The organism is Curtobacterium sp. AB7 (assembly GCF_044909335.1).
GTDB lineage: Bacteria > Actinomycetota > Actinomycetes > Actinomycetales > Microbacteriaceae > Curtobacterium.
On sequence record NZ_JBIYED010000005.1, the window covers coordinates 233,811 to 248,376 of the forward strand.

Genomic DNA, 14,566 nt, shown 5'->3' on the forward strand with positions numbered 1-14,566 from the left:
TGGACCCGATCAGGCGACCTGTGGAGGACGAGTCCCCCGGGCCTCCTGTCCGGCCCTGGACCGCTAGTGCGCTCGGAACTCGGGCCGCGCCGCGAGCGGGCCGAGCGCGGCGTGGACCGCACCCTTCGCCGACTCGAGCGACGGGTACAGCCCGCCGCTGCGCCCTCGTCCGTAGAGCTCGACCTGGAAGCCGTCCGCGGCACGGTGGATGCTGCCCACCGCACCTGCCGGACCGATCGCGACCCAGGTCCCGGTGTTGTTCGTCATCGTTCGACCACCTCCTCGTGGCCCCGACGCCCGAGGATCAGGACGCCAGGATGTACTGACTGTAGGCCTTGCGGACCTTGTTCACCTTGGGCAGCGCGACTGCGAGGCAGTAGCCCTGACCGGGGTTCTTCGCGAAGAAGTCCTGGTGGTACTCCTCCGCCGGGTAGAACGTCGAGAGCGGCTCGATCGTGGTGACGATCCCGCCGTCCCAGATGTCGGACGCGCGCTCGATCGCCTGCTCGAACAGTGCGCGCTGCGCGTCGTCGGCCGGGAACACCGCCGAGCGGTACTGCGTGCCGACGTCGGCACCCTGCCGGTTGAGCTGCCGCGGGTCGTGCAGCGTGAAGAACACGTCGAGGATGACCTCGTCCGGGATCACCGTCTCGTCGAAGGTGACCGCGACCGCCTCGGCGTGACCGGTCGACCCCGTGCACACCAGCTCGTACGACGGGTTCTCCACCCGACCGCCGATGTAGCCGGACTCCACGTCCTGCACGCCCTGGAGCGTGCGGTACACGGCGTCGAGACACCAGAAACATCCACCTGCGAGCACGAACGTGGTCATGGCCACAACCTACCTCCCCGACATCCGCGCGGGGCCGGACCGGGGACATGCCCTCCACAGCACGCACCGCCCACTCCGCCGTCCACGATGCGTCAGCACGGCCCCGGCGTGTCGGTGGTGGCCCGTAACGTCGAGACCACACCGACCAGGAGGCCACGATGCAGACCACGACCGAACCCGCACTGCGGATCCGCACCGTCCCGCTCTCCCGGTCGCGCGGCGACTACCGCATCCTCGACGTCCGCGACGACCTGAGCCGCGTGACCCGCGCCAACGGCGAGATCGTCGGCTACGTCGACCGCATCGACGTCGCCGGTGACACCGCCTACCGCGCCCGTCGCTACGTCGCGACCGAGCGTCGGTTCGTCGAGCTGCCGAACGTGTGGTCCGCCGACGACGCCGTGGACTGCCTCCGCTGGTCATGATGTTCCAGATTGGAATCATCTCGGGTCGGATGCGCGGAACGCCGTTCGTCCTCCCCGGGGCCTGACCGTTTCGTGAGTATGGTGCGCGCATGGACTGGTGGAACGACCTGACCGACTGGACTTCGTCCGACGACGGGTGGCGGGTGATCTCGGGTGCCGTGATCCCCTTCGTCGCCATCGTCGTCGCCGGCGTGATCGCGGCGCTCATCGGACGGGGTGCGACCAAACGGGTCGTGGCCCTGCAGGAGCGCGAGTCGAAGAACGCCGCCGTCGCGGCGATCATCTCCGCGGCGCGCAAGGCCGCTGCTTGGGGTTCGCTCGGGCACGACGAACGCGGCTACGCGGACCACCTTGCAGAGGATGCCGACATCCGGCTCCGGCTGCTCCCCGTGCAGGGTGCGCCCCTCGCCGCCAACTGGGCACAGCACGAGATCGCCGACATCAAGAAGAACTCGTCGACCTTCAGTTTCCAGGCCGACCAGTCGCTCGCGGAGTTCCGCGACCGCCTGCTCGAGTGGCAGGCCCGTCCGGGTCGCGCACGCAAGCTCTTCAAGGCCGACCTCGAGCGCTGGAAGTTCGAGTCCCCCGACCCGGATGCCGACCTGATCAAGCGCCAGCAGGACTGGAACGCCGACCAGAACAGCACCGCCCGCCCGCAGACCCCGGCAGCGCCCGCTCAGGCCGCTCCCGTCGAGCGCCCGACGCCGACGACGACTTCCCTGCGTCCGGCACAGCGTCCGGGAGGCACGCCCGCCTCCGCGCCGTCGGCCCCCGCCAACGCCGGGTCGGCCCCCGCCGGTGGCGCCCCCGCTGCCGCAGCCGGGTCGGCGTCCGCTCCCGCTGCAGGACCCGGGTTCTCGGTGAACCGCGGTGGGTCGGACGCCAACGCCACGCGCTCCTACGGCGAGAACACCACCCGCGTCTACGGTGACGACGCCGCACCGCCCGTGCGCCCGGCGCTCGGCACACCCACGTCCCCCGCACGCTCCACCCCGAGCCGCGGCACCGACGACACCGAGGTGGTGGACGACGACGCCGTCACCAAGGCATTCGGTGACACCGACCGGGTGACCCCGGCCCGCGGCACCGACCGTCCCGCGTCGTCCACCGTCGCGACGCCGGCGCCCACCTCGGCCGACGCCCACGTCAACCGGACGCCCGCCAACGACGTCCCGACGACCCCGGCGTCCGCTCCTGCTCCGAGGGTCGAGACCCCGGGCACGACGAACACGACGTCGATCCCGACCCGCATCACCCAGGCCCCGGCAGAGCCCACGGACGCGGACGAGACGTCCGAGGCGACGCACACGCAGCCGATCAGCGCCTCTGAACTCCGTCGCCGCGCCGCGGACGACGACGAGTAGCGGGCACGGTCAAGCAGCACCCGGCACCCAGCACCCAGCACCCAGCGTCCGACACCCCCCCCACGAACGAGCAACGGGCCGCCATCCGATCGGATGGCGGCCCGTTCGCGTCGTGCCCCCGGCAGGAATCGAACCCGCGGCACGGTGGGTAGAAACCACCTGCTCTATCCACTGAGCTACGGAGGCGAGCGACGTCGATTCTAACCGGGACCCGCCGGTCGAGCGGTTCCGGAACGGTTCGGCCGTCGTCTGCCCGCAGTTCGCCTCCGGGACACCCGCGCTTCGTACCGTCCGGGAGATGCACTCCTCTGCCACCGTCCTCGCCGTCGTCCCCGCACGCGCCGGCTCGAAGGGCATCCCGGGCAAGAACCTCCGGACGGTCGGCGGACGGTCGCTCGTCCGCCGGGCCGTGGAGTCGGCACGCAGCGCAGCACTGATCGACGCCGTGGTCGTCACGACCGACGGTGACGCCATCGCCGCAGAGGCCCGCGCCGCCGGCGCCGACGTGGTCCGACGGCCGGCCGACCTCGCGGACGACCAGGCGTCGTCGGAGTCCGCGCTGCTCCACGTGCTCGACGAACTCGAGGCCGCCGGCGATGCGCTGCCCGAGGTCCTGGTGTTCCTGCAGGCGACCTCGCCGTTCATCGACCCGGACGACCTCGACACGGCGATCCGGCGCGTCTCGGAGGGGCACGCCGACGTCGTGTTCGCCGCAGCGCCGTCGCACGCGTTCCTGTGGCGCGTTGCCGCCGACGGTTCCGCCGTCGCCGTGAACCACGACGCGGCCACCCGTCCGCGTCGCCAGGACCGCGCGGCCGAGTACCGCGAGACCGGCGCCTCGTACGTCATGCGGACCGACGGCTTCCGGCAGCACCGGCACCGCTTCCACGGCCGCGTCGAGCTCATCGCCGTCGACCCCGCCGGCGCGATCGACATCGACGACGAGACCGACCTGATCGCGGCCGAAGCCGCGGCCGAAGCCGCGGCCGAAGCCGTCGCTCCCCAGATCCCGGACCACGACCCATCCCCGACGCGGGCAGCCCCCGCACTGAACGGAGCACCATGACCGTCACCATCGGCACGTCCACGATCGGCGCGGGCCACCCCGCGTACCTCATCGGCGAGATCGGCCTCAACCACAACGGTGACGTCGACATCGCCAAGCAGCTCATCGACGTCGCTGCCGACGCCGGGCTGCAGGCCGTCAAGTTCCAGAAGCGCACTCCGGCGATCTCCACGCCCGAGCACATGAAGAACACGCCCCGCAGCACCCCGTGGGGCGAGATGACCTACCTGGAGTACCGCTACCGCGTCGAGTTCGACCGCGACCAGTACATCGAGATCGGCGACCACGCGACGCTGCGCGGCCTCGACTGGTTCGCCTCCCCCTGGGACGAGCCGTCGGTGGACTTCCTCGAGGACCTCAACGTCGTCGCGTACAAGATCGCCTCGGCGTCGGTGACCGACCTCGGGATGCTCGCCGCCGTCGCCGCGACCGGCAAGCCCGTCATCCTGTCGACGGGCATGTCGACGCTCGAGCAGATCGACGCCGCCGTCGACGCCCTCGGAACCGACCGCCTCGTGCTCATGCACGCCACGTCGACGTACCCGCTCCCCGCCGAGGAGGCGAACCTGCGCATGATCGACACCCTCGCGCACCGGTACGCGGGCGTGCCGGTCGGGTACTCCGGCCACGAGCCGGGGTTGCAGATCTCGATCGCCGCCGTGGCCCTCGGTGCGACCGCGGTCGAACGGCACATCACGCTCGACCGCACGATGTGGGGCTCGGACCACGCGGCCTCGCTCGAGCCGCACGGCCTGAAGACCCTGGCGCGGGACATCCGGATCATCGAGACCGCGCTCGGTGACGGGGTGAAGCGCATCTTCCCCGGCGAGCGGGCGCCGCTCGCCAAGCTGCGCCGCGTCGGCGCGTGAGCGCAGCGCGCGAACGCGGAGCGCGTGAGGACGGAGACCGCGTGAGCGGCCCGGTCGACGAAACGGGCACTCTGGACGTGCCGGCTGACGGGGGTGCGTCGTCCGTCGGACGGGAGGCGCGCCTCCCGTCCGGCCCGTCACCCCGCGGCCGACGTGTGGTCGCCCTGGTCGACACCGACTCGTTCGCCAAGTGGGGCGCCCACCTGCTCGCCGCGGCACCAGCCGGCTGGGACCTCGACCTGCGGACCGTCGCGACGCCGCGTTCGGCCAGCGCGAAGCAGCTGCGCTCGGCGTTCCGCGGGCTCGACGCACGACTCGCACACCTGCGGACGGCTCCGCCGACGCCGAAGGACGTCGATGCGGTCGTCGAGGAGCTCCGCGTCGATCCGCCCGACGCCGTCCTCGTGTCCCTGATCGGCCCGGTCGCCGAACTCGTCATCGACGAGGTGCACCGTCGGATCCCGGACCGGCCGGTGCTGGTGTCCGGCCTGCCGGGCATCTCGTTCCCGGCGAAGTGGAAGGGCATCTTCTTCCGCGCGCGTGCCGACCTGTTCGTGCTGCACAGCCACCGCGAGGTGCGGGCGTACGAGGAGATGGCGATCGAGGGCGGTGTCGAGCCGCACTTCGCGCTCGCCACGCTGCCCTTCGCCCGGAGCGCGAGCGCCAGCGCCAGCACCAGCGCCAGCACGGGCGCGCCCGATGCGACCGGTGTGAACGTCCGTGACGCCGTCGTCTTCGCCGCCCAGCCGAGCGTCCCGCTGGAGCGCGTCGACCGGGCCCTCGTCGTGGAGTGGCTCGTCGCGACCGCACGGCAGCACCCGGAGTGGCGCGTCGTGATCAAGACCCGCGCGGCCGCCGGCGAACACCAGACGCACCGCGAGGAACATCCCTACCCCGACCTCGTCCCGGCCGACGCACCGGCGAACCTCGTGGTCGAGAGCGGGCCGATGGCCGAACACCTCGACCGTGCAGTGGCCCTCGTGACGATCAGCTCGACGGCGGTGCTCGAAGCCGCCGCACGTGGTGTGCCCGCGCTGACCCTGACCGACTTCGGCATCGGCCGCCACCTCATCAACGAGGTGTTCGTGTCGAGCGGCCTCGAGGGCGATTCGGTCGACCTGGTGGACGGCCGGTTCGGGACGGTCCGACCGAGCTGGATGCAGGACAACTACTTCCACCCAGCCTCGGACGACGACTGGCAGCGTCGACTCACGGAGCTCATGGTGCAACGGGACGCCGGGACGCTCGTCGACCGGGAACCCGCACGCCGCAGCCGAGGCGGTGTGCTGCGCCGGGCCTGGGAGCGGAAGAACGCACTCGGCGGCGCGGACCGCTCCGCGCTGGGCTGGCTCGCGCTCGTGATCGGGGCGCCGATCCGGACGACGAAGCGACTGGCTCGGAAGGCCAGGGCGCTGGTCGACCCGCCGGAGCCGGTCGTGGTGGCGGCGCCGACGTCGCAGCGCGCGGCAAGCGCGGGTGCCGGCAGCGCGGCGGGCGCCAGCAGCGCGGCGGGCGGCGGGTCAGAGGGCCTTGGCGATCGCCAGCAGGAGCTGGTCGCGGGTGGGGACCCCGGGTGAACGGAAGACCTCGGCGCCGTCCTGCCGCCGCACGATGATCGTGGGCGTGGAACGGATGCCGAGGTCCTCTGCGTCGTCGGGGTACGACGCCACGTCACGCTCGGTCACGGCGAGCCCGGGCACGAGCGCCGACGCCTCGGCCGACACCCGGCGGGCGGCGGCGCACGGCGCACAGAAGGCGGACGTCCAGAGGTCGAGCTGCATGTGACCGTGCAACGCGGCGGCGCGGGGTTCTACTCCCGGTCGAACTCGCCGCTGCGGTCGCCGCGGTCGGCCAGGTCATCCACCGGGTCGGACTCCCCCGGCTCGTAGGTGAACTCGACCGAAGTCTGGTCGAGGACCTGACGGGACTTGGTGGCGCGGTAGGTGAAGGCCGTCTGCAGGCCCTCGACGTCGGCGAACACCGTGACCTCGTCGTCCAGCGCGTCGCTCGTCGCGGTGCGGGTGTCGGTCGTGCCGTCGAAGGGTCCGCCGTGGAAGATCGCGGTGTACTCGTCGCCTTCGTGGATGGTGATGTCGCTCATGCATCCCTTCTACCAGGCGGCCCCTGATGCGGTCTGTTGCGCAACGCATAGCATCGCTATATAGTTCAGCTATGGAAACAACGCGAGCGCAGACGGTCGAGACGCTCCTCGTCTCCGTCAACCGCCTGATCCGCAGCGCCGTGCAGTCGACGGGCAACACCACGTCGGCCGCGGTCTGGCGCACGCTCGGCATCCTCGAGTCCGACGAGCCGCTCCGGCTCGGTGAACTCGCGGCGGCCTCGCGCGTCGCGCAGCCCACGATGACCCGACTCGTGACCGGCATGCTCGCCGACGGTCTGGTCACACGGAGCGTCGACCCCGACGACTCCCGCGGCCAGCTCATCGAGATCACCGACGCAGGCCGCGCCCGACTCACCGCCTGGCGCGCCACGCTCACCGAAACGGTCGGCCCGTTGTTCGCCGACCTCACCGACGACGACTGGGACGTGCTGCACCACGCGTCCGTCCTGATCGCCCAGCGCACAGCACCCACCAGAACGGAGACCACCGCGTGAACGCCCACGCACCTGCCGGCCAGTCCGGCTCCATCCTCAAGCAGTCTTCAGCGGTCTGGGCGATCGCCTTCGCCTGCGTCGTCGCCTTCATGGGCATCGGCCTCGTCGACCCGATCCTCCCCGCGATCGCCGCATCACTCAAGGCGACCCCGGCGCAGACCGAACTGCTCTTCACGAGCTACCTCGCCGTCACCGGTGTGGCGATGTTCTTCACGAGCTGGGTCTCGAGCCGCATCGGCGCGAAGCGCACCCTGCTCATCGGTCTGGCGCTCATCGTCGTGTTCTCGGTCCTCGCCGCGACGTCGAACAGCGTGTGGAGCATCATCGACTTCCGTGCCGGCTGGGGCCTCGGCAACGCGCTCTTCATCTCCACCGCCCTGGCGACCATCGTCGGTGCAGCGTCAGGCGGGACCGCCTCGGCGATCATCCTGTACGAGGCAGCACTCGGTCTCGGCATCGCCGTCGGCCCGCTCGTCGGCGGCCTGCTCGGGTCGGTGAGCTGGCGCGGCCCGTTCTTCGGTGTCACCACGCTGATGGCCGTCGCGTTCATCGCCATCGTTGCGCTGCTCAAGACCGGCAGCCTCGAGAAGCCCACGCCCACCAGGCTCTCGGCACCGTTCCGTGCCCTCGGCCGTCCCGCGCTCGCCGCACTGGCCGCGACCGCGCTGTTCTACAACATCGGCTTCTTCGTCCTGCTCGCCTACACGCCGTTCCCACTCGGGTTCGGTGCACTCGGCATCGGCTGCACGTTCTTCGGCTGGGGGCTCGGTCTCGCGATCACCTCCGTCTGGGTCGCCCCGATGCTCACCGCCCGTCTCCGCAGGACGACCGTGTTGAAGATCGCGCTGCCCCTGCTGGCACTCGACCTCTTCGCCGCGGCCGTCGTCGTGGACTCGCAGGTCGGCCTCATCATCTGCGTCATCGTCGGTGGTCTGGTCCTCGGCGTCCTGAACACGGTCCTCACCGAGTGCGTGATGGAGGCCACGGACCTGCCCCGCTCGGTCGCCTCGAGCGCCTACTCGGCCGTCCGCTTCATCGGCGGCGCCATCGCCCCGCCCGTCGCGACCCTGCTCGCCGACGCGTACGCCCCCTCAGCCGCGTACGTCTTCGCCGGAGCGTCCGTCGCCGTCGCGTTCGTCGTCATCCTCTGCACCACGAAGGTCCTGCGCCGCGTGGACGACGGTGCCGAGCCGGAGCGCGTCGAGGCCGAGGCGATCGGCGCCGGCGAGATGTCCTAACTCCCCCGCTCGCCGCTTCCGTCTCCGTCTCCGTCTCCGTCTCCGTCTCCGCGTTCGTCTCCGCGTTCGTCTCCGTCTCCGCGAGCGGGCGAAACACCCGGGTGCCTCCCGACGCGGCCCGGGTGTTTCGCCCGCTCGCGCTCTGCGCACTGGGCGCGACCAGTCTGGAGGCGCGGCGCCCGCCCGGCTGACCGCCACCGGGCCTCCAGGCGGTCACCGTCACCACCCGGCGTGCGTCCGCCTCATCCCCCGGCCGGCCCGCTCGCCGAGCGGGCGAAACACCCGCGTCACCCCGCCGCCGGGCCGCGGCATTCCGCCCGCTCGCGCTGGCGCGGGGCGGCCAGAGCGCGGCTCCCCCCGACCGTCTCGCCGAGCGGGCGAAATGCCCGGGTCACCCCGCCCCGCGACCGCGGCATTCCGCCCGCTCGCGTGGTGGGCGCAGTGGACGCGACCAGCCTGGAGGCCCGGCACCCGCCCCGCGGACCGGCACCGGGCCTCCGTGCCGTCACCACCACCGCCCAACGCGCCTCCGGCCCCGCCGCCCGCGAGCGGGCGAAACACCCGTGTGCTTCGCGACGCGACCCGGGCATTTCGCCCGCTCGCGGGTTCGGGGGACGCGACCGCGCACCAGCGCGGACGCGAGCCCCGCACCGGCCGCGCACCACCCGCGCACGGGGCGCACGCGGGCCGGGAATAGGATCGTGCACATGGCAACCGCGAATGACCGCCTCGTCTGGATCGACTGCGAGATGACCGGCCTCGACCTCGAGGTCGACGAACTCGTCGAGGTGGCCGTGGTCATCACCGACTTCGACCTCGAGCCCGTGCACCCCGGATTCGACATCGTGATCAAGCCGGACCAGTCCGCGCTCGACAACATGAACGAGTTCGTGACGAACATGCACGTCACGTCGGGACTCATCGAGGAGATCCCGAACGGCGTCAGCCTGGCGGACGCCGAGTACCAGGTGCTCGAGTACATCCTCGAGCACGTCCCCGCCGAGGGCACCGCTCCCCTGGCCGGCAACACCATCGGCACCGACCGTGCGTTCCTGTCCAAGTACATGCCCCGCGTCGACGGCCACCTGCACTACCGCAGCGTCGACGTGTCGAGCATCAAGGAGCTCTGCCGCCGCTGGTTCCCACGCGTGTACTTCAACTCGCCGGAGAAGCACGGCGGGCACCGCGCGCTCGCGGACATCCTCGAGTCGATCCGTGAGCTCGAGTACTACCGTCGCGCCGGCTTCGTCGCCGAGCCCGGGCCGACCACCGACGACGTCCGCGCCGTCCAGGCCGAGGTCGTCGAGAAGTGGGAACCGCGCCTGGCCCAGCCTGCGGCCGAGTGACGACACGGGTGGTCAGCACCGCCCGCAGCATGTACTACTATTGAGTGGTCGCGCCGGTCCGCCGGTGTGTGCATGGTGGATATAGCTCAGTTGGTAGAGCGCCTGGTTGTGGTCTAGGAGGTCGCGGGTTCGAGACCCGTTATTCACCCCAGTCGAGGGAGAGTCCTGTTGCGTGTGACGCAACCGGGGCTCTCCCTCAGTGTTCGTCCGGGCGCCTCCGGTGCCGTGCGGCTTCGCCGCGAGTGGTCAGCGCGGTGTGGGACGATCCCTGCGTGATGGAGATGTCCGCCGACGACTTCGAGCAGCTCGTGACCGACGAACTCGACCTGCTCCCCGACGAGATGGTCGACGGGCTCGACAACGTGGTGTTCGTCGTCGAGGACGAACCAGAGAACGGCGACGAGCTCTTCGGCGTGTACGACGGCATCGCGGCGACCGAGCGCGGGCAGTACGGCTTCGGTGAACTGCCCGACCGCATCGTGGTGTTCCGCAAGCAGCACTTGGCCGAGTGCGACACCGTCGAGGAGCTGAAGGACGAGGTGCACACCACCCTCGTCCACGAGATCGGGCACTTCTACGGCATCGACGACGAGCGGCTGCACGAGCTCGGCTGGGCGTGACGCGCTCCGGGAACCGTTTCTCACCAGAATCCAACATGTTTAGTGACGGCGGCGAAAATACGCCATGCTCGCAGGACCATGCCAACGAGAACTTCGCCGCGGTCGCTCGCAGCCGCCTTCGATTCCCGCCGGAACGCCCTGAACGCAATCCGTCTCGTCCTGGCGTCGGCGGTGATCCTCGCCCACGCTTGGCCGATGGGCGGTTGGAGCGGGGAACCGTCGGCCGGCGGTCTCTCGATCGGCGACTGGGCGGTGGGTGCGTTCTTCGCCATCTCGGGATTCCTGATCACGCGCAGCCGGATGCGGACCGCGTTGACGGACTTCGTCCTCCGCAGGTTCCTCCGCATCTACCCCGCCTACATCACCGTGACGCTCGTCATCGCGTTCGGCTTCGCCCCGGTCGCGGTGCTCGCGTTCGGCGAGGCGTCGTGGAGTGTCTGGGCGAGCGTCTCGTTCGTGCTCCGCAACCTCTTCCTCAAGATCATGCAGGACGACATCCCCGGGACGATCGAGGACGTCCCCTTGCCCGGGGTGTGGAACGGATCCTTCTGGACGCTCGGGTACGAGTTCGCGTGCTACCTCGTCATCGGTGTCCTCGTGGCGGTGCTGCGGCGGCGATCGCTCCTCATCGGCGGAGTGCTCCTGGGGATGGCCCTGTCAGGCGGCGCCGCGCTCGCGCTCGCGGCTGACGTGATCTCGGTTCCGACAGCGCTGGGCGTCGCCTTCCGACCGACGGCGTTCTTCTTCGGTGGCGCGTTCGTGTTCCTCGTCGCGGATCGACTCCCGGCACGAGCGTGGTTCGCCGGCGCGATGGCACTGGTGCTCGTGGCGGGTGCCGGGACCGGGTTCACGGTCCTGGTGGCGCCCGTTCCGCTCGCCGTCCTCTGCGTGCTCGCCGGGGCGTGGCTGCGTGGCGACCGGCTCACCGCGCGGCACGACGTCTCGTACGGCGTGTACCTGTACGGCTGGCCCGTGGGTCAGATGATCGCTCACGTCCTGGTGAGACCGACCGCGGAGCCCTGGGTGATCGCCGGCGTCACGATCCTCGGGTCGATCCCGTTCGCGATCGCGAGCTGGTTGCTCGTCGAACGGCCGGCCATGCGGCTCGCGGCGCCATCGCGACGTCGCTCCGACGTGGCACCGGCGGGCCTCCCCGCGTCCAGCTCGACGCGTGACTGCCAGCGGTTCGATGCGCGTCCGCTGCCCTCGCAGCGCGAGACAGAACAGCTCCGCGAGACGGAGCAACCTCGCAGGGCGGAGCTCCTCCGCGGAACGGACCGACCGCGCGGCGCACGACACCGACGACCCGACGCGCCTGCGGGGCCTGCGGCGTCTGGGGGGCCTGGGGCGCCCGGGACCCACACGATGTCGGGCAAGCGCGGAACCGGCGACGCGGCGCGTCCAAGCCGACCGGCGGGACCACCGAGCGGCACGCGCGACTGACACACGAGCTCCGGCATCGGACGCTGCACAGTGCCCGTCAGAACCGCGTCGGTCCCACCTCGTGGTACTTCTCCCACGCCTCCACCGGCCCCCGCCCGTGCAGCGCGTACTCCCCCACGAGCCGCTCCTTGTAGACGGCCGGGTTGTGCGACGCCACCACGCGGGCGTTCCGCCAGTGCCGGTCGAGCGCCCGGGTGCGGTCGGCCGCCGAGGCTCCCCCGACCTCGAACAGTTCGGACGCCGACCGAAGCACGCGCGGCCCGATCTCGACCTGCGCCTGGTACACGGCGTTCTCGGCGGCATCGAGCAGTGCGTGGTCGACCCCGACGCCCGGCTCGTTCGTCGCCACCACCGCGTCGAGCAGCCCCGCGGCAGCGACGACGAGCGACCGCGCGGTGAACGCCCCGGCGGACAACCGCCCGAGGACCGCCAGGACCTGCGGGTCCTCCCCCGGAGTGGCGGCGTTCGCGTGGATGTACGTCCGGGTCCGCGGCCGCACGAAGGCGACCGCATCGTCGGACACCGCCTGTCCGATGCCGGCCAGGACGGCCAGCAGGTACAGCTGGAAGAAGGCCTGGATGTGCGACAGCGGTGCGTCCTTGTACGCCGACACCACGGCGGGGTCGACCGGCACACCCTCGAAGACCGTGGTGCCGGACGCGGTCAGCCGCTGCCCGAACCCGTCCCAGTCGTCGACGCTCGTCACGCCCGGCGCGTCCACCGGCACGGCGAACGTCACGCGGTCCCCCGAGCGGTCCGCCGCCAGGTAGATCCAGTCGGCGTAGAGCGTGCCGGTCGAGTAGAACTTCCGCCCGTCGAGACGGAGGGAATCGCCAGCCGGCGTCACCGTCGTCGAGATGTCGGCCAGGGTCGTGCCGGTCCGCTCCGAGGTCGCGTTCCCCACGATCGCCCCGTCGACGATGCGTTGGAGCCACTCGTCCCGTCCGGCCGACGATGGCCGGAGCAGCACGAGTTCGGTGTACCCGAAGTGACCGCGCCACAGGTGCGCGACGTTCGAGTCCGCGGCCGCCAGGTCCGCAACCAGGTGCACGAGTTCGACCAGGCTCACGCCGAACCCGCCGCGGTCCTCCGGCACGCGCAGCCGCCCGAACCCGGCGTCGGCGAGCGCCCGGACCTCGGCGTGCGGCAACGGCCGGTCGCCGGGGGTGCCGGAGGCGAGCTCGCGCTCGACCGCGCCCTCGCGGATGGTCGCGAACACGGGTGCGAAGCGTTCGCGCAGGGTCGCCAGACGATCGGCCGGGAGGCCCGTCACCCGTCCGTCGCTCGTCGTCGCGTCCGTCATGCGGTCACCTCCACGGCACGTGCCGCGTCCGCCACACCGCTCGCGCCGCCGGAGAACGCGCCGCGCCACTGCCGGGCGGGGTGCGAGTCCGGCAGCTGCGCGTGCCCGAAGAGCTTCTCGCGCAGGGTTCCCTCGCGGTACTCGGACTGCATCAGCCCACGCTCCTGCAGGGTGGGCGCGATGTGGTCGACGAACTCCTCGTACGAGCCGGGCAGCGTCCAGTTGATGACGTTCACCCCGTCGACGCCGACGCGTTGCCAGTCGGCGAGTTCGTCGGCGATCTGCTCCGGGGTGCCGACGACCCGCGCACGGAGCTTGGCGGACAGGCGTGCGAGGTCGGCGATCGTGGGTTCGCGGTCGCCGGCGGCTTCGCGGAGCCACTGCAGGTGCGACTGCCCGGCGTGGGTGCGGACCTCGGACAGCGGGGTGTCCGGGTCGAGGGCCTCGCCGGTGTCCGGGTCGAAGCCGAGGTTCGAGTGCACCAGGAAGCCGTCGGCCGCCAGGTACTCGTCGATCTCCGCTTCCTTGGCCTTCGCCTCGGCCTCGGTGGACCCGGTGACGAAGGTCAGCCCGAGGAAGAACGCGATGTCCTCCCGTCGACGCCCGGCTGCCCGGGCGAGGTCGCGGGTCTCGCGGATGAGCTGCTCGGTGGCGTCGCGGTTCGAGGTCAGGATGAACTGGGCCTCGGCGTTCCGTGCGGCGAAGGCCCGACCGGCGGGCGAGGAGCCGGCTTGGAACAGCACCGGCGTCCGCTGCGGGCTCGGCGCGCTCAGGTGCGGCCCCTGCACGTCGTAGCGCTTCCCGTGGTGGTCGATGCGGTGCACCTTGTCGGGGTCGGCGTAGCCACGCACCGGGTCCTTCAGCACGGCGCCGTCCTCCCACGAGCCCTCCCAGAGCTTCGCGCAGACCTCGAGGTACTCCTCGGCCCAGACGTACCGCTCGTCGTGTTCCTCGAGCCGGTCGGCGCCGAAGTTCCGGGCGGCGCTGTCGAGGGCGCTCGTGACGACGTTCCAGCCGATCCGGCCCCGGGTGATGTGGTCGAGGGTGGAGACCTTGCGGGCGAAGTCGAACGGGTGCGACTGGATGACGCTCGACGTGAACGCCAGGCCGAGGTGCTCGGTCGACACGGCGAGCGCGGAGAGCAGCACCGATGGATCGTTCGAGGGGATCTGCAGCCCCTCGCGCAGGTTGGTCGAGTAGTCGCCGCGCCCCGGCCCGTAGGTCCCGACGACGTCGGCGAAGAACATCGCGTCGAACCGGCCGCGCTCGAGGGTCTTCGCCAGGTCGGTCCAGAGCGTGACGTCGTCGAAGTCCGCCTGACGGGCGTCGGGGTGCCGCCAGAGGCCGTGCTGGATGTGCGACGTCGTGTTCATGACGAAGGCCGCGAAGCGCAGCGGTCGATTCGGTGCATCGCTCATGCATCCCATCGTGGTCGGCGGGCACC

16 protein-coding genes and 2 tRNA genes are annotated in these 14,566 nt (G+C 71.3%); 11 read left to right on the forward strand and 7 right to left on the reverse strand.

Annotated features, from left to right (window positions below):
- Positions 1-63 precede the first annotated feature (63 nt).
- Both ABH929_RS12820 and msrA read right to left on the reverse strand, forming a co-directional pair.
- Entirely contained in the window at positions 64-267 is a 204-nt protein-coding gene (locus ABH929_RS12820) for a methyltransferase (RefSeq protein WP_205464191.1), read from the reverse strand.
- Positions 268-304: 37 nt separating this feature from the next.
- Positions 305-832, reverse strand: coding sequence for a peptide-methionine (S)-S-oxide reductase MsrA (gene msrA, locus ABH929_RS12825; RefSeq protein ID WP_404561510.1), 528 nt, complete (start codon positions 830-832; stop codon positions 305-307).
- Between the two features lie 158 nt (positions 833-990).
- Between msrA and ABH929_RS12830 the strand changes: the two genes are divergently transcribed.
- Positions 991-1,257, forward strand: coding sequence for a hypothetical protein (locus ABH929_RS12830; RefSeq protein ID WP_111086795.1), 267 nt, complete (start codon positions 991-993; stop codon positions 1,255-1,257).
- 89 nt (positions 1,258-1,346) lie between these two features.
- Positions 1,347-2,621: a hypothetical protein gene (locus ABH929_RS12835; RefSeq protein ID WP_404561511.1), complete on the forward strand. Its 1,275-nt coding sequence runs from the start codon at positions 1,347-1,349 to the stop codon at positions 2,619-2,621.
- Positions 2,622-2,734: 113 nt separating this feature from the next.
- On the opposite strand, the gene ABH929_RS12840 is transcribed toward ABH929_RS12835, so the two are convergent.
- Positions 2,735-2,807 (reverse strand) — tRNA-Arg (locus ABH929_RS12840).
- Positions 2,808-2,919: 112 nt separating this feature from the next.
- On the opposite strand from ABH929_RS12840, the gene ABH929_RS12845 reads away from it, so the two are divergent.
- From ABH929_RS12845 to ABH929_RS12855, 3 genes are read left to right on the forward strand one after another with little or no spacing between them, the layout of a single operon-like run.
- Positions 2,920-3,687 carry a cytidylyltransferase domain-containing protein gene (locus tag ABH929_RS12845; RefSeq protein ID WP_404561512.1) on the forward strand — a complete coding sequence of 256 codons (768 nt, stop codon included), beginning with the start codon at positions 2,920-2,922 and terminating at the stop codon, positions 3,685-3,687.
- Positions 3,684-4,556 (forward strand): N-acetylneuraminate synthase family protein, encoded by an 873-nt coding sequence (locus ABH929_RS12850; RefSeq protein WP_404561513.1) that lies wholly within the window; start codon positions 3,684-3,686, stop codon positions 4,554-4,556. The genes ABH929_RS12845 and ABH929_RS12850 overlap by 4 nt, the downstream gene beginning before the upstream one ends.
- 41 nt (positions 4,557-4,597) lie before the next feature.
- Positions 4,598-6,133: a DUF6716 putative glycosyltransferase gene (locus tag ABH929_RS12855; protein ID WP_404561514.1), complete on the forward strand. Its 1,536-nt coding sequence runs from the start codon at positions 4,598-4,600 to the stop codon at positions 6,131-6,133.
- Here ABH929_RS12855 and ABH929_RS12860 read toward each other — a convergent pair.
- Complete coding sequence (locus ABH929_RS12860) at positions 6,077-6,337, reverse strand: thioredoxin family protein (RefSeq protein ID WP_404561515.1); 261 nt, start codon at positions 6,335-6,337, stop codon at positions 6,077-6,079. The two genes, ABH929_RS12855 and ABH929_RS12860, sit on opposite strands and share 57 nt — an antisense overlap.
- 29 nt (positions 6,338-6,366) lie before the next feature.
- Positions 6,367-6,657 carry an oligoribonuclease gene (locus ABH929_RS12865; protein ID WP_111086801.1) on the reverse strand — a complete coding sequence of 97 codons (291 nt, stop codon included), beginning with the start codon at positions 6,655-6,657 and terminating at the stop codon, positions 6,367-6,369.
- A 71-nt stretch (positions 6,658-6,728) separates the two neighbouring features.
- On the opposite strand from ABH929_RS12865, the gene ABH929_RS12870 reads away from it, so the two are divergent.
- The 6 genes from ABH929_RS12870 to ABH929_RS12895 all read left to right on the forward strand — a co-directional run bounded on the left by ABH929_RS12870 (position 6,729) and on the right by ABH929_RS12895 (position 11,819).
- Positions 6,729-7,172 carry a MarR family winged helix-turn-helix transcriptional regulator gene (locus ABH929_RS12870; RefSeq protein ID WP_263091784.1) on the forward strand — a complete coding sequence of 148 codons (444 nt, stop codon included), beginning with the start codon at positions 6,729-6,731 and terminating at the stop codon, positions 7,170-7,172.
- Positions 7,169-8,410, forward strand: a complete 1,242-nt coding sequence (locus ABH929_RS12875) for an MFS transporter (protein WP_404561516.1) — start codon at positions 7,169-7,171, stop codon at positions 8,408-8,410. Before ABH929_RS12870 ends, ABH929_RS12875 begins: the two co-directional genes overlap by 4 nt.
- A gap of 707 nt (positions 8,411-9,117) precedes the next feature.
- Positions 9,118-9,756 carry an oligoribonuclease gene (gene orn / locus ABH929_RS12880; protein WP_205464185.1) on the forward strand — a complete coding sequence of 213 codons (639 nt, stop codon included), beginning with the start codon at positions 9,118-9,120 and terminating at the stop codon, positions 9,754-9,756.
- 75 nt (positions 9,757-9,831) lie between these two features.
- Positions 9,832-9,907, forward strand: a tRNA-His gene (locus tag ABH929_RS12885).
- 124 nt (positions 9,908-10,031) lie between these two features.
- The gene (locus ABH929_RS12890) at positions 10,032-10,376 is read left to right on the forward strand and encodes a metallopeptidase family protein (RefSeq protein ID WP_240347704.1); all 345 of its coding nucleotides are present in this window, start codon (positions 10,032-10,034) and stop codon (positions 10,374-10,376) included.
- 78 nt (positions 10,377-10,454) lie between these two features.
- Positions 10,455-11,819: an acyltransferase family protein gene (locus ABH929_RS12895; protein WP_404561517.1), complete on the forward strand. Its 1,365-nt coding sequence runs from the start codon at positions 10,455-10,457 to the stop codon at positions 11,817-11,819.
- A gap of 37 nt (positions 11,820-11,856) precedes the next feature.
- Here the strand turns inward: ABH929_RS12895 and ABH929_RS12900 are convergent, their stop codons facing one another.
- Positions 11,857-13,122, reverse strand: a complete 1,266-nt coding sequence (locus ABH929_RS12900; protein ID WP_404561518.1) for an acyl-CoA dehydrogenase family protein — start codon at positions 13,120-13,122, stop codon at positions 11,857-11,859.
- Complete coding sequence (locus ABH929_RS12905) at positions 13,119-14,540, reverse strand: LLM class flavin-dependent oxidoreductase (protein WP_263091780.1); 1,422 nt, start codon at positions 14,538-14,540, stop codon at positions 13,119-13,121. Before ABH929_RS12905 ends, ABH929_RS12900 begins: the two co-directional genes overlap by 4 nt.
- Positions 14,541-14,566 lie beyond the last annotated feature (26 nt).